The following is a 20,201-nucleotide window of genomic DNA, read 5'->3' as shown; positions in this document are numbered from 1 at the left end:
GGAAAGGATGTGCAATTATTATGCCACAACAATTTATAGAATTAGGAGAAGGCTATGGTGATGTATACGAGCTACTTGAAATTATTAAAACCAATCAGGAACGCTTTCATCAGGCCTTTATACTAACATCTACAAAAGAAGATAAAAAGGTAATCTCCTTAGCCGTTGCCTTCAAACCAGTGGGTGAAAGTAAATTCATGCCAATATATATTTGTCGCGAAGGCATCCCTTATCATGATGAACAACCAACTAAGCGACAAAAAATGTTTGAAGCACAAATAGAACAACTAGACCGAAAAGCAGTTGTTGTAGAAATAAAGCACTCATCTATATTTTCGGAATCAAAACTATTTTATCAATACTTAATCGGCATATTAAGACTAAATAACTATATACCAGCATTAGCCTAATATTATAGACCTACTTTATAGTCATATTCCTTGGCTTTATCTGGCTTTGCATTTTCGTATTCAGTTTTCACAAATGGACGGTAAGATTCCACAACGTCTTTCACAAAAGGAAGGCGTTGTAGTTTTGTTGTCAACATTTCAATGTCCTCACGATCACAATACAGCACTACATATTTTTGTCTTCTAGAAATATAAAGAACATGACCATATTTCCGAAGAGACTTCGCATGTTTTAATTGATGGACATAAACGATTAGCCCTTGTCGTTCGTTCATAATGGATTCCCTCATTTCTTACCTAAAAGCATACCATAGACCAGAAAATGATAGCAACAGAGTTTAGCTGACAGAACGCTCGATTTTCCGTTATAATGGAAAAGCATACTACGTTAGCATCGTAGAAATTCGAATCAGTTGTTTTAAATAGCTTACATGATTATTTTTTCCATGGAATGTATATTTTACTGAAGGATGAGATGTTTATGCCTCATTCTTTCATCACGGATGAAGGTAGAAGTCGACATGAAAAAATCATCATTCCCTTAACTACTTACTAGTTTTTTATAAAGCTCTTGGACGAACGTTGGGAGCTAGTCATTGAAACAATGAATTCACCATTACTTTAGAAAAAAATTGTTAAGGAGGACGAATATGGGGAAGAAAACTAAAATAGCAATTGCAATCGCAGCTGCAAGTGCGGCAGCTTGGGCGGGTAGTAAAGCTATTTCTAAACCACAGCAACGTGAAGGTAAACAAGCATTACAGTTTGATCGCACAATCATTCTTGCACACCGAGGCGGAGCTCATTTAGCACCCGAACATACTATGATCGCCTTTGACAAAGCAGCTCAGCTAGGCGTTGATGGATTTGAAATAGACGTACGATTAACAAAAGACGAAGAAATTATTGTTTTCCACGATGATACAGTTGAACGAACAACAGATGGCTACGGTCTTATAGCTGACATGACATTGGCAGAAATCAATGCCTTAAACCACGGCTATCAATTTGAAGATTTGGATGGAGCCTTCCCTTATCGTGAGGATAAATTACAAGTAGTAACATTACGTGAGCTACTTGAGACGTACCCACATATGTTAATCAATATCGATATTAAAGATGCCCCTGAAACTTATGAAGGAAGTCTAATGCCTTCTAAGCTCTGGCGTTTAATTGAGGAACTTGGCGCAGAGGATCGTGTTGTTGTAACAAGTTTTTATGGTGAGCAAATAGATCGTTTTAACTTATATGCTCAAAATCAGGTGGCGCTTGGTGCAGGGGAATCAGATGTAAGAAAAGCATTTGCTTCCTTCTCCAGTCAATTCGGACATTTATATCATCCAAAAGTAGATGTGTTCCAAATTCCTCCTAAATCAGGGGTTATCGCTTTAGATTCTCCAAAATTTATTCAGTTTTTAAATAATCTCAACATTCCAGTTCACTATTGGACAATCAATGACATAGAGACGATGAAAAAATTAATTACTAACGGCGCTAAAGGGATTATTACGGATCGTCCTGATATAGCCGTAGAATTATTGCAAACTCAAGAGTCTTAACAAGGAATTATCCTATGGAAAGCTAATGTTTTAAATAAACGCCTTCCTTCTTACTATTGATAAAAGCCATCGAGATACACGATGGCTTTTGTTATATTAAGTAATGTCTTTCATTGATAGACTGATTCTTCATGTTGTAATACCGCATCCGTTCAGTAGCCCTCTTAAGAAATATGGTCTGGCACTAATTGCGGCATGCCCACTGCCCATAAGAAAATTTGGTCATATGACTCTAAATCTCTATCCCATTTTCAGGTTTCATATTAGCCCTCTCTAAGTGATAATGCCCCTGGAAAGATGTCCACTCGTATTGAAAGCGACCATCTAATAGATCCCCCATATTAAGTGCATGTGCATCTATAACTGCTGGTACTACCTCTTTTCATATACCATCTTCTGGTACGACTGCAATCCTATGTTTTTCATGTATATTGCCTCCTGCCATAATTGTATAGAAAAAGACTGTAAACAAACTCAGTTTTACTTCGAGTTGTGTACAGTCTAGTAGAGATGTGTTTTAACACATCTTCATTTACGCTGAGCATGAGCATGAACCGCCCGAGCCACATCCTCCTCCGCAAGATGAACCAGATGCAAAGAATGGATTGCTTACAGGAACTTTTACCGCTTCAGAGACTGTTTTCCCTACAAGTAGGCTAATCTCATCAAGCAAGTCCTGAAAATCGTTTTCAGCAATTTTTAAGGCAGAAACCTTTTCATTTAAGTCAAGCGCCCTCTTCTGTTGGCGAATCGACTTCATAATTGTATGGTAGTCCGGATGATATTTTCCGAAACGTTGTACATCTTCGTACTGTTCTTTCATGCGATTAAACGCGTAAATAGCTTCTACAATTTGTGTATCACTATAAACGGCATCATACGCTTGTCGGAGCGCCATCGCAGGTTCTGAGGAAAGAATCATCTCACAAAGCGCTTCCGCCTCATCTAAAATGAATACCCAGTCAGAGGTCATCATCATTTTTAATTCCCCCAATCTCTTTCCCATCATAACAGATTTTATGGTAATTTTACATTAATGAGATTATTAATGAAAGAGGTTTTTCCAATTGATGACAACATCCAAAGAAAAAATCGATCTATTATTAGGGGCAATTTTACAAGATAGTACGGAGGAAGATGAAGAAGTTCTTTTACATCTTTTAACCGGGCTCCGAGAAAAACAGCAAGGCATTCATCGTCGCTTTATTAACGCTGCCTTACACATGGTTGGCAAGTTTGAGCCTGAAGTCAGTGAGGTTCGTATTCCCATTACACCAGTTATTCATAACACGATAAAGGTGCCACACGGCGGCATTATTGCGACTATAGCCGATGCGGCAATGGGTGGACTTGCTTCCCGTTCTGTACCAGAAGGATTTAATGTAGTAACTACAAATATGAATGTCACGTATATTGCCACAACAACGAATAAAGAATTAATTACGCGTGGTCGTTTTGTTCATAAAGGGCGGCAAACACTTGTAATGGAATGCGATATTGAAGATGAGACAGGGCGCAAGCTAGCCATTGCTACGGGATCATTCTTTGTTATTCAGCGTCGGTAAGTAAACCTGTAAAATAGTCTTTGATACACTGTTGATCGGAAAAAGGGAATTTTTGATTTTTAATTTGCTGTGTTTGTTCATGCCCTTTTCCGGCAACAAGGACAATGTCCCCTTTTTTTGCCTTCGCTAACGCTTGATGGATTGCCACTTTACGGTCTAAATAAATTTCATAGTATTGTTGCTCTGTAAAACCAGCAATAATACTTTCATTAATTATGATTGGATCTTCATCTCGAGGATTATCTGTTGTTAAATAGATAACGTCTGCATATTTGCTTGCTACAGCGCCCATAGCAAAGCGTTTCGCTTTATCTCGATTTCCTCCACAACTAAAGACAAGATAAATCGTTTTCGAACGATCGAAGGTTTGTAACACCGCTTGGAGCGCTTCAGCAGTATGAGCATAATCTACATAAACATCAATTCCAACTGGGTTATCGATCTTCTCGAGCCTACCTTCTGGAAGCTTTAAGGACCACATATGTTCGATTATATCATCTATTGGAATTCCTAAGCGCCATACTGCCATCAATGCTGCAACCGTATTTTGCACATGATACTTCCCTACAAATGGGATTTCTACAATATGCTCACTCGCAGATGTTTGTAAGCAAAGCACTGTTTTGCCAACTGTTTCACTGACAATTTGGATATGTAAATCATTGTGATTATCAAAGCCAAATGAGCAGGATTTTTTCTTATCATAAATTCCAACAGAACGGCAAAAGTTATCATCGCCGTTTAATACTAACTTTTTAGATAAGTCAGCTAATCTTTTTTTCGCACGTTTATAGGCTTCTAATCCCCCATGATCTTCTAAATGATCTTCTGATAAGTTTAAAAACACTCCACAATCAATATCACAATGATCTAGTCTATGTTGCTGTAATCCCATTGAAGATGCTTCTAACACTACATGTGAGACACCTTTGCGTACACATTGTTTTAATATCGGATGTAATTCTTTAGCCTGCAATGTGGTAAGCTGCTCATAAGATGTTTGTTGCTTTTCGCCATCAAGATAAAACCCAATCGTTCCTATAACCGCTGCTTTTTTATGTAGAGCGTTTAAAAGTTGACTGACAAAGTGACTCACTGTGGTCTTCCCATTTGTCCCCGTTATTGCAATAACACTTAATGCTTCTGCCGGAAAAGCCGCTAGCTTTGCACTTGCATACGATAGAAATAAGGCTGTATTAGGAACCCATACAAAAGGAATTTCTTTATCAATAATGGGTAAAGAAATACTTTCCTCCGAGACAATTGCGGCTGCTCCACGGGCCAATGCTTCTTTGACAAAACGACTTCCTGAAGTTTTTTTGCCTTTTCGTACAATAAAAATGTCGCCAGGTTGTACGGCCTGTGCATAATCCTCTACGCCTGTAATTTCTGTTCGAATCGAACCTCCCGTCACGCTACATGGCCAGTCTTTCAATAACTCTGCTAATTGCAAGCCTCTTCCCCCTTTCAGTTCTCTATCATATGACGGCCTTTGTAACGGTGTGACGAAAAATGTTGAAGCCAATCGGAGCACTAACAAGCACAAAAAAATGAAGACAAGTCCATTCAGCGAAGGCTTGTCTTCATGTAAATTTATTATTTTATGGTGATTGGTCCTTATTCTCTTCCTCTACAGGTTCCTCACTTTCAGTGTCTTCATTATTTGACTCCTCATTATCCACCTTCTGTGAAGCAGGTTCTAGATAAATTTGTGTATAATAATCAACGAAAACGCCTGAACCAACTTGTGAATATTTATCATTTAGAAGAACTTTTCGATGTTCTGGTGAATTTGTCCAGCCATGCATTGCCTCAATCGCATCAAAATAGGCAGTTGCTAGATTTTCATTAGCATCGCTATAGTCAATGTTCTGTGCTTGTAACCTCTTTTTAAGATCTCCATAAGTGGGGGATTCATGTGATAAAAAATTTTGTACCTTCATATCTTCGCTATGCATTCTCGCTGTATTTTCCAATGATTCATTCATTTCTACAGGCAGCAACCCATGATGTTTTCTCGTTACATTTAGTAAATCATCGAGCTGTTTGGCATTCGCCCTATCAATTTCTTGCTGTAAAAATGAAGAAGGCGGTGTACGTCTAACAAGCTCTCCTTGATAACTCATTTCATATGGCTGGTGAAGGACAAGTGTTTCACTATCGGTATATCGGATCCCCTGTAACTCACTTGTTTCTCGGTCAATATAAAGCTGAGCATAGAGTCCATCAAATTTGACCAGTAATCTTGTTTGCATATCTTCTTCATTCATCGAGAATATGTAAATATTATCACCAACATTGGCGGCTACCTCATAATCAATAATCGTCATGCGATAAATTTCATCGCGTTTTTGTCCTACTTTAAAAGGGAAAGCATTGATATCTTGCCCTGCTATGTAAACTTGCGTGACAACGTTATTTTCAACGCCAATCATAAAAAAGGTAGAAATATCTTTATTATAGACCCACCATTCATACCCAAACGAGGAGGGTTCCTTTCTTCCTGGTACCCCATATTGTTCCAAAACGGTTTGTGTGCCTTTCCCTATTAATGTTGAAATACCCGTTTGTGGACGTGTCATTGCTCCTATATCAGGCTGTTTTAGTTCTGTTTGAGGGATTATATTAGAATTGGTATTCGGGCCTTCTAGTGGTTCATTTTCCTTAGGGGTATTAAAAAACATAAAGCCGATTAATGCTATCGCACCACAAATCATTAATATGCGGAATAAAGCTTTCATATAGGACTCCTTTCATCACCATTATTGTAAGTTATTATATCAATTGTAATTGGGTTGACACAATGTTGTCATTGCAACAATGTCGAATATGCTCTATTATAAAAATGAGCGTATACTTTGTACGAGAACCTAAAGGAGGATTATACATGTATTTTGAAAATACTAACCTTGAAAATTTAACAGCTGATCAAGAGCTACTTGTCAGCATTATGAAAAAACATGGTTTAGAATGTGATGGCGGTTGGGATTATGAACGTATGACATTCGATAAACGTTTCGATACTCGTGAAGGTCGCTATTACCTACGCGTTTTCGCATATGCCATTTCTGGTGATGTTGGTGCTCACGATGCCATCCTTACTTTAATGAAGCCAGCACTTGGTAAGTACTATTATCCACATGGTGTTGAATATGGGGATGATGAAGTTTACCCAGCACACCTAGTGAAAAAATGTGAAGAAATCTTAAAAAAGGTTAAATTAGAGTTAGATCAATTCTCAATCGAGCCTACAAATAAAAATAACTTTGAACCTGTTAACGCACGCTAATCTTTATTAACTGAAAAAGTGATAGCAAGTATCGCATTAAATAGCTTCATTGTTACGAAAAGACTGGTAGCCCAGTCTTTTTTATTTTGAGTAAAAATTTGATTTCTTCTCATACTACCTATATCTATAAGAAGATGTAGGTGAGAAAAATGTTGTCCTTTTTTAATCGTCCTTTTTTTCGTCATCCCATAATCGTTATCGCAATTGGGGTCTTTCTTCTCTGGTTCATTTCAATATCATTGCCGATCTTACTTGCCTACTTAACCGCCTTACTTTTAGAACCTATTATAGTTCGGATGAGCAAACGTTTTCGAAAAAAGCGTAAAATAGTGGTCTCGATCTTTTTTATATTTTTTCTAAGTATATCTTTATTATTATGTACGCTTATTATTTATATAAGCTGGAAACAATTTTCATCTTTTATAATTCATATTCCAGATTATCTGAACCAACTTTCTGCACTATGGATTCAAATGCAATCTAAATTGAGTAACCATACCTACCATTTACCTGTAGAGCTAGTTTCACAAATTCAATATATGATTGCAAGAGCTTTAGTTTCCACTGAAAATTTTGCACTCTCTTTAACAAACATCGATGTCTGGTCAGCCTTATTAACGTATATCCCTACACGATTATTTGATATTTTTGTCTATTGGATCGTCTTATATATGTTACTTTTGGAATTGCCAACCATCAATCAAAAAATATTAATGCCCATCCCTTTCCATTACCATCAGAAAATTGTATTTATTGGGCAACGAGTAAAACTAGCCTTATTTGGATTTTTGAAAGCACAATTGCTAGTAGGATTAGGCATTTTTGCTTTAGCTATCGCCGCCTTTTATTTTCTTAAAACGCCATTCCCTCTATTGTTAGCATTGCTGCTTGTCGTCTTGGACTTTATTCCTTTTCTAGACTCCTTTATTTTATTAGTCCCTTGGGCAATCTATCAAGTTTTTGCTGGCGACTATCTTTATGCCGTTGTATTAATTGTATTAACAGTAGGTCAATTTTTAGTTCGTCGTATGATTGAGCCTAAAATAATAGGTGATAAAATTGGACTTTCTTCTCTTTCAACTTTTATTGCCATGTTTATTGGATTCAAAATTTTTGGATTTTTAGGTATTTTAATTGGTCCATTACTTTTTGTAGTGGTACTCTCATTACTTCAGCCAACGACAAAAAACCTCCCACCTATAGAAAAATGAGGTGGGAGATTTTTATTATAAGCCTAAAATAGCTTTAATAACGGATGTTGTTTCGCCTGGTTCAAATAAAACATACAATAATAAATAAACAAGGACACCTGTTATAGCGACGAAGAACCAAATAATACTTGTAATTGGTCCGATACGACGGTGTAATTTTAGATTTGTTTTAAGACCTGAAATAATACTAACTATCCCAAACACGGCACCAGATGTTGCTAAAATAATATGGAATATCAAGAAGAACGTATAATATGGTTTTAAATGTTCTCCACCACCAAAGGCAGTATTTCCAATAAACACCGTACGTGAAGCATAAATAATAAAGAAGATAAGAGCAGCAACACCTGCAGCAAGCATTACCTTTTTATGCCCTTCTACATTTCTTTTTATAATTAAGCCCCATCCTATTGCTACTAGTACGGCACTAATGACGATAAACGATGTACTAATAGTAGGCAAAATTTGCAATTCCATTATCAAAACCCCTTATACAAAGTAAATTTCTATTTTATAATTAATGTTGCTGTTGACTTTCCCACTTTTTTTGATGGGCTGCTAATGCATCAGCTGTAATTTTATCTGGATCCTTTTGTTCAGCACGATACCATTTTGTAAAGATGGCACCAAGTAATACACCAAAAATAAGCTCTTGTATGATTTTCATTAGTACGCCACCTAACTGCTGGTCAGCAACAGGTTTCATATCTGTAAATAACTCAGGTCCTGATAATGATAGCCCCGATAACGTAGAAGCTGGAACACAGAGCTCCATTGCCTTTAACCAAGCTTCACCATTCGTATACGTTTCATACATGGCATTAGGCGCAAATATGATTAATCCGCAGGCAGGAGTAATTAAAACGGCATTTGCAATAATATAGCCTAATTTATGCAAGGGCTTCATTTGAGCTCTACCTGGGATATTTTGAATTAAAGGCCAGTACATAAATACAGCAGATAGGAATAAGACAAATGTATAGGTACCATGTAGCGTTTCATTTAATTTAATATAATCTAATACATCTGGTAAATGATAGAAGGAAAATAGACCAATAAACACAAACACGGCAACAACTGGTAGTGTTAATACTTTAAATATAGTTCTAACAACAGGTGCTTTAATGGCAACCTTCCAAACCCACCAAGGTATTCCTTTAATTAAGAAAATCGGTACTAGTAATAATAAAATAGCCATTTGAACCATATGCATTGTAAACATAATATGAGCCATTAAATCAACTGGAGATCCTTTAATAATATAAATGGTAATCATGGCTAATACGAAATAGATTGCTTGTCCCTTTTTTAAAGGTTCACTTTCTTTAAAATCCTGACGCCACTTTACTGTGACTAAAAAATAGATGATTGTTATAAAAACAAGAACCCCTATTAAATATGGGCTCCATAATGCTTGGAAACCAAATATACTAAGTGGCATATAGAACGCACTCCTTTAAACTTCAGTACTCCTATTATAAAACGCTTACAGCTATACTGCAATGAACGAAAGGTGAACAAATGTTAAGATTGCCAGTGTTTGCTTCTTTTTGCATCTATCACTAAAATTTAAAATAAAAAAAGCACGTTCGTACAAAGTAACGAACGTGCTTTTTTTGGTGATTACCACCAAATAATTGTTAAGAATGCTAAGAAGAATGTAAATGCAATTAAAATCCCCATCCACATGAAGAAACCAATAACGCCACCGAAGTGTGTTTTTTTGTCTTCTAAGTGCATGAAAGAATACAGTTGAAGTACAACTTGAACACCCGCTAATAATAAAACGAATGGCATAATTAAGTATTTAGAAAAATCAGCTGCAACTACTGCGAAAGCGATAAAAGTAAAGAAAATCATAATCGCAAAGTTGAGTACTTGTTTACGCATATGAACGGCATTATGATGACGATCATACTCATATTGTGCCTGTGATTTAGCAACTATAGGTGTATCGTGTGAAGACATTATCCGATCACTCCCATCAAGTAAACTACTGTAAAGATGAATACCCAAACAACGTCGATAAAGTGCCAATATAAAGCAGCTACGAAGAATTTAGGTGCATTGTATAAGTTTAAACCACGCTTAGCATTACGAATCATTAAAGTTGCGATCCATACAAGTCCTAAAGTTACGTGGAAACCATGTGTACCAACTAAAGAATAGAACGCAGTTGCGAATGCAGACTGGTTAAATGTAAAACCAAGATGTACATAGTGTTGGAACTCATAAATTTCAAGAGCTAAGAAACCAAGACCTAAAGCTAAAGTAATTGCTAACCAAGTTTGCATTCCTTTAAAGTTAAAGTTACGCATATGGTAAATTGCATAAACAGATGTTAGTGAAGATGTTAAAAGTAACATCGTCATAGCAAATGCTAATGGTAATTCAAATAAACCTTGAGTTGTGAACTCCATGCCAGCTGGCCCTTTGTTCTTAAGCGCTAAATAAGTAGCGAATAAACTTGCGAAAAGTACAACTTCACAGGCAAGGAAAATCCAGAAACCAACGACTTTGTTTTTACCTTCCAGCGTTGCTTGTTCAGGATGATCTGGCCAAGTATGAGGAGTAAATTTAGTATTGAAATCCATTATTTATTTCCCCCTTTGCCATAAAGTTGTTCTTCAATTTCAAGAATTTCTTCTTTGTGTAAATGGAAGCCGTGATCATCTTTAACAGAGCGGACAATCATTGCGCCAAATGTAATTGCAAGACCTGCAATTAAAACATAAATTGACCAAGGTTTATCTGCATCAGGATTATAAAGTGCACCGAATGCTGCAATAAACATACCTAATGAAATAACGAATGGAATCGCTGAGTTATTTGGCATATGAATATCGCCTAGTGGCTCAGCAAATGTAACTTCTTTGTTACCTTCTTGTTTTTCAATCCACCATGGATCTAAACCACGAACAAGAGGTGTTTGACGGAAGTTGTAGAATGGAATTGGTTGTGGAATTGACCATTCTAATGTACGTCCATCGCCCCATGGATCGCGACCTGCTGGTTTGCCTTTGATAGACATTAAGCAGTTGATTACCATTAAGATAACCCCTACACCCATCATTAATGCACCGATTGTAGAGATATAGTTGAATTGATCCCAACCTTGACCTTCCATGTAAGTGAATACACGACGTGGCATACCCATTAAACCAAGGAAGTGTTGAACGAAGAACGTTAAATGGAATCCGATAAAGAATATCCAGAAAGTAATTTTACCAAGCGTTTCGTTTAACATACGGTTGAAGAAAATTGGCCAGTAGAAATGTGCTGAACCAAATAATGCAGTAACGATACCACCAACGATTACGTAGTGGAAGTGAGCTACGATAAAGTAAGAATCATGTAATTGGTAGTCAAGAGGTGCAGATGCTTGCATTACCCCTGTAACACCACCCGCAACGAATGACGGAATGAAACCAAGTGCATAAAGCATTGGTGTTGTAACTTTAATAGATCCACCCCAAATCGTTAGGATCCAGTTGAATACCTTCATACCTGTTGGAACGGCAATTGCCATTGTTGCAACGGCGAAGATAGCGTTTGCTGTTGGTCCAAGACCAACTGTAAACATATGGTGGGCCCAAACCATGAACCCTAAGAAACCGATTAAAATTGTTGCGAATACCATTGAAGAGTATCCGAATAAACGTTTACGAGAGAACGCTGGGATAATCTCAGAGAATAATCCGAACGCAGGTAATACTAAGATATATACTTCTGGGTGTCCGAAGATCCAGAATAAGTGTTCCCAAATAACTGTGTTACCACCCATTGTATGGTCAAAGAAGTTACCACCGAACATACGGTCAAATAACATCATTAATAAACCAATTGTTAATGGAGGGAATGCGAATAAAATTAATGCACTTGATACAAGAGCTGTCCATGTGAATAATGGCATACGCATGAATGTCATACCAGGAGCACGCATCGTGATAATCGTAACGATAAAGTTAAGACCCGAAATTAACGTACCTGCACCTGAAATCTGTAAACCAAGTACATAGAAGTCAATACCATGCCCTGGAGAATATAAAGATAGTGATGCATAAGAAGTCCAGCCCGCATCAGGAGCGCCACCCATAAAGAATGACAGGTGAAGGAATACTGCACCTAGGAAGAATAACCAGAACCCTAATGAGTTAAGGAACGGGAATGCAACGTCACGTGCACCAATTTGTAATGGTACAAGCATGTTCATAAATGCGAATAGTAATGGAGTAGCAGCTAGGAATAACATCGTTGTTCCGTGCATTGTTAATAATTCATTGAAAAAACCAGCTGACACGAAATCGTTATTTGGTTTCATTAACTGAATACGCATTAATAACGCTTCAAAACCAGCGATAGCGAAGAACAATGTACCGGCTAATAAATACATAACTGCTAACTTTTTATGGTCAACAGTAGTAATGTAATCCCAGACAGTTGCTCCAAAGCCCTTTTTCTGTGTGTATGAGCTCACAACTTTTACCTCCCTCAAAATTTGTTACATAGAACGGAAATTATTTTTCAACTGATAAGCCCATGATATAAGTTGCAAGAGCTTCAATTTCTTCGTCAGATAAATTGCCGTATATAGGTGCAGTACCATCAGCATTCATCATCAAGTTACCTGGTTTAAATTCCTCAGGGTTTTTAATCCAAGCTTTTAAGTTTTCTTCATTGTGTTCTAAGAAACCAGCAACACGGTTACGGTCACCAAACGTAGTTAAGTTTGGACCTGGTGTACCGCCTGCTCCTGAACCAGAGATAGCATGACAGCCTAAGCAGCTGTTAGCAAAAGTTGCTTCGCCAAGATCTGATGATGCTTTGTCAGCAGTCTGTCCTTCTGTTGCTTTCATTGCATCAACCCATGCGTCAAATGCATCTGGGCTTAAAGCTTTTACTTTAAAGTCCATTAAAGCATGTGAAGGTCCACATAATTCAGCACATTTACCATAAAATACGCCATCTTTTAGGTCTTTAGATTCTTTATCAAATACTAAATAGAATTTGTTTAAGTTTTCTACGTTTGTATCCATTTTACCGCCTACAGCAGGAATCCAGAATGAGTGCTTAACATCGGCAGCTTTTAAATTAAAGTAAACTTTTTCACCTGTTGGTACTACTAGCTCTTGAGCCGTTATAATACCTTGGTTAGGATATTCGAACTCCCACCAGTACAATTTTGCTGTTACATTGATTGTTAGGGCAGTTTTGTTCCCCTCTTCATCTACCTCATCCATTGCAGCAACATCTGCAAATTTATAAGTAGTTGTAACAACTGGTACAGCGATAATTAATAATAGAATAATTGGTATAACTGTCCAAATCACTTCTAACGTATGACTACCCTCTACTTGCTTAGGGATAACATTTTCACCAACGCGTGAACGACGGTATTTCAGGAATGCAAGTAAATAAATAACGGATACTATTACCACTACTAGCGTCATAATTACAGTAGTTAACAGTAATAAATTTAATTGTTGTTTACCTACTTCTCCAGATGGTTTTAGTGTAGAAAGATAATCTTCACCACAACCTGAAAGGAAAACCATCATCACTGCTAGAAGTGAAAAAAGACGCCATTTTTTAAGCCCTTTCATCATAGCTTAATTAAACCCCTCTTTCTTTGTTGTATTTTCATGTGTACATAGGACATTAGTTCTGTCTATATGAATTCTTTTAAAAAAGAAAGAATTCCTAAATTTAGCTAAACACCGCAAATATTATGATGGATACAAATAGTATGGTCATATGATTCAATGAATAAATAAACATTCTGTTTGCCCATTTCATATCATCTTTTGCTGTAAAGCCTTTCAGAGCTAGTATTAACCAACCCAAGTTCAATGCAGTAGCAAGAGTTAAAAAGCCAATTCCAAGCTCCGGTAAAAGGAAAGGTAACGGTAATAATAAAAGAATCCAGAATAACATTGAGTACTTTGTACGTTTAAATCCCTTTACAACTGGTAGCATTGGTATTTTAGCTGCACGATATTCCTCTGTACGTTTCATAGCAAGCGCGTAGAAATGTGGTGGTTGCCATGCAAACATAATTAGAAATAAGGCAAGCGCTCCTGGACCTAAAGCAGGCTCAACTGCTGCGAATCCAATAATAGGAGGAATAGCCCCTGAAATGCTTCCTACAACCGTGTTACTAACATGCTTTCTCTTTGACCACATTGAATACAGAACGACATAAGCAAATATTCCTGCTAGTCCCCACATGCCGGCTGCAAACGATGCCGCAAATAACAAAATTTCACCTACAATTAAAAATGAGAGGGCAATGGTCAATACAAAATTTGGCTTGAATCTGCCAGTCACTGTCGGTCTTGCCTTCGTTCTTTTCATGATCGGATCTATATCTTGATCAATAAAGTTATTCATTGCACCTGAGCCACCAATGATTAATGCCGCACCCAGCATGGTGAATAAGATGACATCCAGTTCTTGCAAGAAGTGTCTACTAGTAAATTGAAAAGCCAGCCACATCCCTGTAAACGTTGTGACAAGATTCGAGTTTACAATGCCAATTTTTATTAGTGCTAAGAAATCTTTTACAACTGATGTTGTTTCTGGACCAGTATTTCTAGTAGCCGCCAGCGTACGACCGTTTGACATACTACCTCTCCTTTCATTTTTGTAAGCATATTCCGCTAACAATAACTATAGCGAAATTTGCGATTGATTTCTAGACATTAAGTGAAATTTAGATGAAGTTGTAAAAATTAGTTTTGTCTAGAAATATAATTAAAAACAACATATCTATAGTAAATCATTTTCTAAAATGAATTGTGAAGGTTAAAGCACGAAATTATGAACAATTTGTGAAATGGAATCGACATCTAGTACTCCCTTCCCTTTACAAGTTGTTTTTTAAACGTATTTTCGATATTATCTAGTAGCAGAAACATTACGTTCTTGTAATGTTGATAGATAAAGTAGGTGACTCATTTTATGCAACACAATAGATATTTAAAGTGGTTTGCTGTTGCCGCTACGGTAGGGATGCTCCTTATTTTATTAGGTGGGGCTCTCGTTACGAAAACAGATAGTGGCTTAGGCTGTGGTCGAAACTGGCCTGATTGTAATGGATCTCTTATTCCAAAGGAGATTACACCGGAAGTCCTTATTGAATTCTCACATCGTCTTGTTACTGGAGTCGTATCTATTTCAATTCTTGTGTTAACAGTTTGGACATGGCGTAAGCTCGGACATATTCGTGAAGTAAAACTTTTAGGTTTTTTAGCAATGTTTTTCTTAATTGCGCAGGCTCTTATTGGAGCTGCTCAAGTACTATGGGGGCAAGGTGATTTCATCTTAGCACTTCATTTTGGTATTTCTCTTATTTCCTTTGCCGCGGTTCTGCTTCTCTCTATGATTGTATTTGAAGTCGATCGGAAATTTGATGCCGATAACGTATTTATTGGTAAAAAGTTACGTTGGCATACAATTGCTGTCACAATTTATTCTTATTTGGTCGTTTATACCGGTGCGTTAGTTCGACATACAGATTCGAGCTTAATTTGCCCAGACTGGCCATTTTGCTATAACGAAACACCATTAGCATCTCCAAATAACATGTACGAATGGGTGCAAATGGGACATCGTTTAGCTGTTCTTATTATTTTCATTTGGATTGCATACATAACTTGGCACGCTGTGAAAGAATATAAAAATCAACGTGTGGTTTACTATGGTTGGATCATTGCTTTTACTATAGTATTTTTACAAGTGATTGCTGGTATGTTAGTAGTCCTAACTAAACTGAACTTAACAGTCGCTTTAATGCATTCATTATTAATTTCTCTCTTGTTCGGTCTATTATGTTACATGATCATGCTCGTTGCTCGTAGTAACTACAATGAAAAAATGAAATAGTTTAATAAAAAAGATTCGTTACAGTATTTGTAACGAATCTTTTTTTATTCTTATCGTTGTTTCTTCATAGATTCAGTTCCTATAATCCCTACTATTAAAATAATCATAGATACTAGGGCGTAGTCTTTAAAGAATGATGTAAATGGAATGTCAAAATATCTACAAATCACTGTTACAAGACGACCACCTAATAGTATTAAACCAATGACAAACATCCAATTAAATAAAGCTTTAGGCATGGTTAGTATCCTCTACTTTCATAGCTGTCCAGCTAATGTTGATGACCTCTTCGATGAGGTATCCTTCTTAACATGTACTCCCCAATCAATCCTTGATTAAGTTTTACCATAACATGGACAGATGTAATATATTCACCTTGTTCCTTTAGTTAATATATTGCTCAAGGCTTATAATAAAGATCTTCTCCATCACCTGGCAACTTATCAAAAGGAATGTTATTAGCATTACTAGTAGCGCAGTATTACCTTCTGGGTGTATCTCTTGATATGCCCTCCATAAAATGAGCTAATGAATCATCCCAACATGTGTTTTTGCGAAATGATATGAAATTAAAGCTGTGCTAATGAAAGTACATTTGCAATTTGGGCTAAACTCGACTTCACATAGCCAATATCACTGAACGTCCTTATAGTTACATCAAATAATTTGCTGTTTCCTTGCTTCCTGAATAAAGGTATTTTTATTAATTTCCATAAAATCTCATTGATTACTCAAACATCTCTTAATCAATTAATCAAATTCTATATAATTGTTCTCATTTCTACAATTAAAAAAGGTATGCAGATATTAAAAAAGCATCTACATACCTTGTATTACTATCAGTTATTCAACTTCAATCAGCAAATCACCTGTTGAAATAGCATCTCCTGCACTTGCATAAACCTCTTTAACGATACCATCTTTTGGTGCTTGGACAGTTGTTTCCATTTTCATTGCCTCTGTAATCAATAGATGATCACCACGTTTTACAGGACTTCCTTTGGACACAACGACCTTCAATACAGTACCAGGCATTGTAGCACCAATTTGATTTGGATTACTTGGATCTGCCTTTAATGACAGATTGCCATCTACTTCCACGGTCATATCTTGAATGACCAATTCACGGGATTGACCATTTAGCTCAAAGTACAGGACACGCGTTCCATTATGTTGCGGTTCGCCGATAGAGACCAGTTTAATAATCAGCGTTTTTCCTTTTTCGATTTCAACTTCAATGATTTCACCAAGCTTTAAGCCGTAAAGGAATGTAGGCGTATCAAGAACTGAAATATTACCGAAAGATTCTGCCGTTTTCGCATACTCTTCAAAAACTTTTGGATAAAGGGCATATGCCAATACGTCCTTTTTCGAAACCGGACGATTCAATTTTTCTTCTAGCACTGCCTCCAATTGTTCAAATTGAATAGGCTCTAATAATTCACCAGGTCGAACTGTAATAGCTTTACGGTCTTTTAGCACTACTTGTTGCAATGCTTTAGGGAATCCGCCGTGTGGCTGTCCTAGATAGCCTTGGAATAATTCAATAACAGAGTCTGGGAAATCAATCGTTTGACCCCTTGTTAATACAGTATTTTCATCTAAGTCATTTTGTACCATAAAGAGTGCCATATCACCTACTACCTTCGAGGAAGGTGTTACTTTGACAATGTCCCCAAATAATAGGTTCACACGGGAATACATACGTTTAACTTCTTCCCAGCGATCGCCAAGGCCTACTGCTTTTGCCTGTTGTTGTAGATTACTATATTGTCCTCCAGGCATCTCATGTACATAGATTTCAGAGTGTGGGCTAATCATGCCACTTTCGAAATCCTTATAATATTTACGTACATCTTCCCAATAATAAGACAATCTTTCCAATGCATCGATGTCTGCACGGAGCTCACGTTTACTGCCCTTCATGGCATAGTAAAGTGAGTTTGCACTTGGCTGAGATGTGAGACCCGCCATTGACCCTAATGCTGTATCAATGATATCTACACCTGCCTCAATGGCTTTTGCATATAAGTAAATACCATTACCACTAGTGTCATGGGTATGCAAGTGGATTGGCAGACTTGTCGTCTCTTTTAATTCGGAAATTAAACGATATGCTGCTTCTGGCTTCAGTAAACCAGCCATATCTTTAATAGCTAAAATATGAGCACCAGATGCCTCAAGTTCCTTGGCCATGTCCTTATAATATTGCACAGAATATTTCGCACGAGTATCATCCAGAATATCGCCAGTATAGCAGATTGCCGCTTCCGCAATTTTCCCTGATTGTCGTGCTGCATCTATAGCTACTTCCATTCCCTTAATCCAGTTCAAGCTATCGAAAATACGGAACACATCAATACCCGATGCAGCTGATTCTGCGATAAATTCACGGATTAAATTGTCAGGATAGTTCGTGTAACCAACAGCATTGGCACCACGCAACAACATTTGGAATAATACGTTTGGAACTTGCTCACGTAGTTTTGCTAAACGCTCCCATGGGTCCTCCTTTAAGAAGCGATACGCCACATCAAACGTAGCACCGCCCCACATTTCCAAAGAGAATAATTGATGCATCATACGAGCTGTTGCATCTGCAATTTGATACATATCATGCGAGCGTACACGAGTAGCGAGAAGAGATTGATGAGCATCACGGAAAGTAGTATCCGTTAATAGCACATCATCTTGTGCTAAAATCCATTGCACTAAGCCATCTGCTCCCTGTGTATCTAAAATTTGTTTCGTACCGGTTGGTGGCACAATTAAACGATCTATTTTAGGAATGTTCGGTTGAACAAAAATGGGCTTTGATTGCTTTTCCACACCAGGGAATCCGTTTAACGTTACATTACCGATATAGCTTAACAGCTTTGTCCCCCGGTCTTGACGTACTGGGAAATGGAACAGCTCTGGTGTAGTGTCAATAAAGCTTGTATCAAAGGCACCGGATAAAAATTTCTCATGTGTCACAACATTATTTAAAAACGGAATATTCGTTTTGACGCCACGAATACGGAATTCTTTTAAATTTCGGTCCATTTTCGCAGCAGCTTCTTTAAAATTCATGCCAGATGTAGAGATTTTTACGAGTAAGGAATCATAGTATGGTGTGACAACAGCACCTTGGAAACCATTACCGGCATCTAAACGCACTCCAAAACCACCACTAGAGCGGTAAACCATTAACTTTCCTGTATCCGGCATAAAGTCGTTAGCAGGGTCCTCTGTTGTTACACGAGCCTGAATTGCATAGCCGATCATTGGCATATCTTCTTGCTTTGGCATATGAATTTCTTCGCTGAACAGGCTATAACCTGCTGCTACCTTAATTTGGGTATGAACAATATCTACACCTGTAATCATTTCTGTAATCGTATGTTCTACTTGAATGCGAGGGTTTACCTCGATGAAATAAAAATCGTCCCCTGCGACTAAAAATTCCACTGTCCCTGCATTTATGTACGAGACATTCTTCATTATTTTCACAGCAGCAGCACAAATACGATTTCTTAGCTCTTCGGAAATCGAGTTAGAAGGAGCAATCTCAACTACCTTTTGGTGACGACGTTGGATTGAACAATCACGTTCATATAAATGCACAATATTGCCTTGCTGATCACCAATAATTTGTACTTCAATATGCTTTGGTTTTATAATGGCCTTTTCAACATACACCTCATCAGAGCCAAAAGCAGCTTTTGCTTCTGATTTTGCGCGTTCATAGGCAGAAGCAAGCTCCTCGGCTGCATGCACAAGACGCATGCCACGACCACCACCGCCAAGCGCTGCCTTAATCATAATTGGATAGCCAAAAGTGCTAGCAAATGCCTCTACCTCTGCTAAATTGGCTACAGGGCCATCTGTACCAGGAATAACAGGAATGTCAGCCGCAATGGCTTGCAAACGTGCTTTAACCTTATCCCCAAACATATCTAAATGTTCAGAAGTTGGTCCAATAAAGATAATACCCTCTTCTTCACAGCGACGTGCAAATTCCACGTTTTCTGATAAAAAACCATACCCAGGATGAATCGCATCAACATCTGCATCTTTTGCGATGGCAATAATACCTTCAATATCTAAATAGGCATCAATTGGTTTCTTGCCCGCTCCCACTAAATAAGCTTCATCAGCTTTAAAGCGATGAAAAGCACCACTATCTTCTCTTGAATAGATAGCAACAGTTTGGATATTCAGCTCCGTACAAGCACGGAAAATACGAATTGCAATTTCTCCTCGATTGGCTACAAGGATTTTGTTGATTGATTCCATAGATA

At 37.5% G+C, this 20,201-nt stretch carries 19 protein-coding genes; 6 read left to right on the top strand and 13 right to left on the bottom strand.

Annotated features, from left to right (window positions below):
* The first annotated feature begins 20 nt into the window (after positions 1–20).
* Complete coding sequence (locus ACE1MS_RS04225) at positions 21–410, top strand: DUF7147 family protein (protein ID WP_012293138.1); 390 nt, start codon at positions 21–23, stop codon at positions 408–410.
* 2 nt (positions 411–412) lie between these two features.
* On the opposite strand, the gene ACE1MS_RS04220 is transcribed toward ACE1MS_RS04225, so the two are convergent.
* On the bottom strand, positions 413–685 hold the full coding sequence (locus ACE1MS_RS04220) for a YlbG family protein (RefSeq protein WP_031418902.1): 273 nt from the start codon (positions 683–685) through the stop codon (positions 413–415).
* Positions 686–1,060: 375 nt separating this feature from the next.
* On the opposite strand from ACE1MS_RS04220, the gene ACE1MS_RS04215 reads away from it, so the two are divergent.
* Positions 1,061–1,969 (top strand): glycerophosphodiester phosphodiesterase, encoded by a 909-nt coding sequence (locus ACE1MS_RS04215; protein WP_012293136.1) that lies wholly within the window; start codon positions 1,061–1,063, stop codon positions 1,967–1,969.
* Positions 1,970–2,501: 532 nt separating this feature from the next.
* On the opposite strand, the gene ACE1MS_RS04210 is transcribed toward ACE1MS_RS04215, so the two are convergent.
* Entirely contained in the window at positions 2,502–2,948 is a 447-nt protein-coding gene (locus ACE1MS_RS04210) for a YlbF family regulator (RefSeq protein ID WP_031418901.1), read from the bottom strand.
* A 91-nt stretch (positions 2,949–3,039) separates the two neighbouring features.
* Between ACE1MS_RS04210 and ACE1MS_RS04205 the strand changes: the two genes are divergently transcribed.
* Positions 3,040–3,534, top strand: a complete 495-nt coding sequence (locus ACE1MS_RS04205; RefSeq protein WP_281487150.1) for a PaaI family thioesterase — start codon at positions 3,040–3,042, stop codon at positions 3,532–3,534.
* Here ACE1MS_RS04205 and ACE1MS_RS04200 read toward each other — a convergent pair.
* Both ACE1MS_RS04200 and ACE1MS_RS04195 read right to left on the bottom strand, forming a co-directional pair.
* Positions 3,518–4,987: a UDP-N-acetylmuramoyl-L-alanyl-D-glutamate--2,6-diaminopimelate ligase gene (locus ACE1MS_RS04200; RefSeq protein ID WP_031418899.1), complete on the bottom strand. Its 1,470-nt coding sequence runs from the start codon at positions 4,985–4,987 to the stop codon at positions 3,518–3,520. The genes ACE1MS_RS04205 and ACE1MS_RS04200 overlap by 17 nt on opposite strands.
* 148 nt (positions 4,988–5,135) lie before the next feature.
* Complete coding sequence (locus ACE1MS_RS04195) at positions 5,136–6,275, bottom strand: CAP domain-containing protein (RefSeq protein WP_036167347.1); 1,140 nt, start codon at positions 6,273–6,275, stop codon at positions 5,136–5,138.
* Between the two features lie 146 nt (positions 6,276–6,421).
* Here ACE1MS_RS04195 and ACE1MS_RS04190 point away from each other — a divergent pair, with 146 nt between their 5' ends.
* Together ACE1MS_RS04190 and ytvI are read left to right on the top strand one after the other, a co-directional pair.
* Positions 6,422–6,823: a YugN family protein gene (locus ACE1MS_RS04190; protein WP_012293131.1), complete on the top strand. Its 402-nt coding sequence runs from the start codon at positions 6,422–6,424 to the stop codon at positions 6,821–6,823.
* A gap of 149 nt (positions 6,824–6,972) precedes the next feature.
* Complete coding sequence (ytvI, locus tag ACE1MS_RS04185; protein WP_080717426.1) at positions 6,973–8,034, top strand: sporulation integral membrane protein YtvI; 1,062 nt, start codon at positions 6,973–6,975, stop codon at positions 8,032–8,034.
* 15 nt (positions 8,035–8,049) lie between these two features.
* Here the strand turns inward: ytvI and ACE1MS_RS04180 are convergent, their stop codons facing one another.
* The 7 genes from ACE1MS_RS04180 to cyoE all read right to left on the bottom strand — a co-directional run bounded on the left by ACE1MS_RS04180 (position 8,050) and on the right by cyoE (position 14,658).
* Positions 8,050–8,511: a DUF420 domain-containing protein gene (locus ACE1MS_RS04180; protein WP_012293129.1), complete on the bottom strand. Its 462-nt coding sequence runs from the start codon at positions 8,509–8,511 to the stop codon at positions 8,050–8,052.
* Positions 8,512–8,551: 40 nt separating this feature from the next.
* Positions 8,552–9,475 (bottom strand): cytochrome c oxidase assembly factor CtaG, encoded by a 924-nt coding sequence (ctaG, locus tag ACE1MS_RS04175; protein ID WP_447402718.1) that lies wholly within the window; start codon positions 9,473–9,475, stop codon positions 8,552–8,554.
* Between the two features lie 182 nt (positions 9,476–9,657).
* Positions 9,658–10,002, bottom strand: a complete 345-nt coding sequence (locus ACE1MS_RS04170) for a cytochrome C oxidase subunit IV family protein (protein ID WP_012293127.1) — start codon at positions 10,000–10,002, stop codon at positions 9,658–9,660.
* Positions 10,002–10,628 carry a cytochrome c oxidase subunit 3 gene (locus tag ACE1MS_RS04165; protein WP_008173951.1) on the bottom strand — a complete coding sequence of 209 codons (627 nt, stop codon included), beginning with the start codon at positions 10,626–10,628 and terminating at the stop codon, positions 10,002–10,004. The genes ACE1MS_RS04170 and ACE1MS_RS04165 overlap by 1 nt, the downstream gene beginning before the upstream one ends.
* The gene (ctaD, locus tag ACE1MS_RS04160; protein WP_012293125.1) at positions 10,628–12,511 is read right to left on the bottom strand and encodes a cytochrome c oxidase subunit I; all 1,884 of its coding nucleotides are present in this window, start codon (positions 12,509–12,511) and stop codon (positions 10,628–10,630) included. Before ctaD ends, ACE1MS_RS04165 begins: the two co-directional genes overlap by 1 nt.
* 40 nt (positions 12,512–12,551) lie before the next feature.
* Positions 12,552–13,640, bottom strand: coding sequence for a cytochrome c oxidase subunit II (coxB, locus tag ACE1MS_RS04155; protein ID WP_031418894.1), 1,089 nt, complete (start codon positions 13,638–13,640; stop codon positions 12,552–12,554).
* A gap of 100 nt (positions 13,641–13,740) precedes the next feature.
* Positions 13,741–14,658, bottom strand: coding sequence for a heme o synthase (gene cyoE / locus ACE1MS_RS04150; RefSeq protein WP_012293124.1), 918 nt, complete (start codon positions 14,656–14,658; stop codon positions 13,741–13,743).
* Between the two features lie 336 nt (positions 14,659–14,994).
* Here cyoE and ACE1MS_RS04145 point away from each other — a divergent pair, with 336 nt between their 5' ends.
* Positions 14,995–15,918 carry a COX15/CtaA family protein gene (locus ACE1MS_RS04145; RefSeq protein ID WP_012293123.1) on the top strand — a complete coding sequence of 308 codons (924 nt, stop codon included), beginning with the start codon at positions 14,995–14,997 and terminating at the stop codon, positions 15,916–15,918.
* A 50-nt stretch (positions 15,919–15,968) separates the two neighbouring features.
* On the opposite strand, the gene ACE1MS_RS04140 is transcribed toward ACE1MS_RS04145, so the two are convergent.
* Entirely contained in the window at positions 15,969–16,157 is a 189-nt protein-coding gene (locus tag ACE1MS_RS04140; protein WP_012293122.1) for a hypothetical protein, read from the bottom strand.
* A 604-nt stretch (positions 16,158–16,761) separates the two neighbouring features.
* Complete coding sequence (pyc, locus tag ACE1MS_RS04135) at positions 16,762–20,196, bottom strand: pyruvate carboxylase (RefSeq protein ID WP_012293121.1); 3,435 nt, start codon at positions 20,194–20,196, stop codon at positions 16,762–16,764.
* Positions 20,197–20,201 lie beyond the last annotated feature (5 nt).

The organism is Lysinibacillus sp. fkY74-1, assembly GCF_053165895.1.
Note: the sequence above shows the minus strand (reverse complement) of the source record. Positions and strands in the feature narration are given on the sequence as shown.

Excerpts from the sequence above, each read along its gene's own strand:
- ACE1MS_RS04190 (WP_012293131.1), top strand. The coding sequence starts at position 6,422 with ATGTATTTTGAAAATACTAACCTTGAAAATTTAACAGCTGATCAAGAG.
- ACE1MS_RS04145 (WP_012293123.1), top strand. The coding sequence starts at position 14,995 with ATGCAACACAATAGATATTTAAAGTGGTTTGCTGTTGCCGCTACGGTA.
- ACE1MS_RS04205 (WP_281487150.1), top strand. The coding sequence starts at position 3,040 with ATGACAACATCCAAAGAAAAAATCGATCTATTATTAGGGGCAATTTTA.
- ACE1MS_RS04140 (WP_012293122.1), bottom strand. The coding sequence starts at position 16,157 with ATGCCTAAAGCTTTATTTAATTGGATGTTTGTCATTGGTTTAATACTA.
- ACE1MS_RS04210 (WP_031418901.1), bottom strand. The coding sequence starts at position 2,948 with ATGATGATGACCTCTGACTGGGTATTCATTTTAGATGAGGCGGAAGCG.
- ytvI (WP_080717426.1), top strand. The coding sequence starts at position 6,973 with ATGTTGTCCTTTTTTAATCGTCCTTTTTTTCGTCATCCCATAATCGTT.
- ACE1MS_RS04225 (WP_012293138.1), top strand. The coding sequence starts at position 21 with ATGCCACAACAATTTATAGAATTAGGAGAAGGCTATGGTGATGTATAC.
- ACE1MS_RS04220 (WP_031418902.1), bottom strand. The coding sequence starts at position 685 with ATGAACGAACGACAAGGGCTAATCGTTTATGTCCATCAATTAAAACAT.
- pyc (WP_012293121.1), bottom strand. The coding sequence starts at position 20,196 with ATGGAATCAATCAACAAAATCCTTGTAGCCAATCGAGGAGAAATTGCA.
- ACE1MS_RS04165 (WP_008173951.1), bottom strand. The coding sequence starts at position 10,628 with ATGGATTTCAATACTAAATTTACTCCTCATACTTGGCCAGATCATCCT.
- ctaG (WP_447402718.1), bottom strand. The coding sequence starts at position 9,475 with ATGCCACTTAGTATATTTGGTTTCCAAGCATTATGGAGCCCATATTTA.
- ACE1MS_RS04170 (WP_012293127.1), bottom strand. The coding sequence starts at position 10,002 with ATGTCTTCACACGATACACCTATAGTTGCTAAATCACAGGCACAATAT.
- ACE1MS_RS04195 (WP_036167347.1), bottom strand. The coding sequence starts at position 6,275 with ATGAAAGCTTTATTCCGCATATTAATGATTTGTGGTGCGATAGCATTA.
- coxB (WP_031418894.1), bottom strand. The coding sequence starts at position 13,640 with ATGATGAAAGGGCTTAAAAAATGGCGTCTTTTTTCACTTCTAGCAGTG.
- ACE1MS_RS04215 (WP_012293136.1), top strand. The coding sequence starts at position 1,061 with ATGGGGAAGAAAACTAAAATAGCAATTGCAATCGCAGCTGCAAGTGCG.
- ACE1MS_RS04180 (WP_012293129.1), bottom strand. The coding sequence starts at position 8,511 with ATGGAATTGCAAATTTTGCCTACTATTAGTACATCGTTTATCGTCATT.
- cyoE (WP_012293124.1), bottom strand. The coding sequence starts at position 14,658 with ATGTCAAACGGTCGTACGCTGGCGGCTACTAGAAATACTGGTCCAGAA.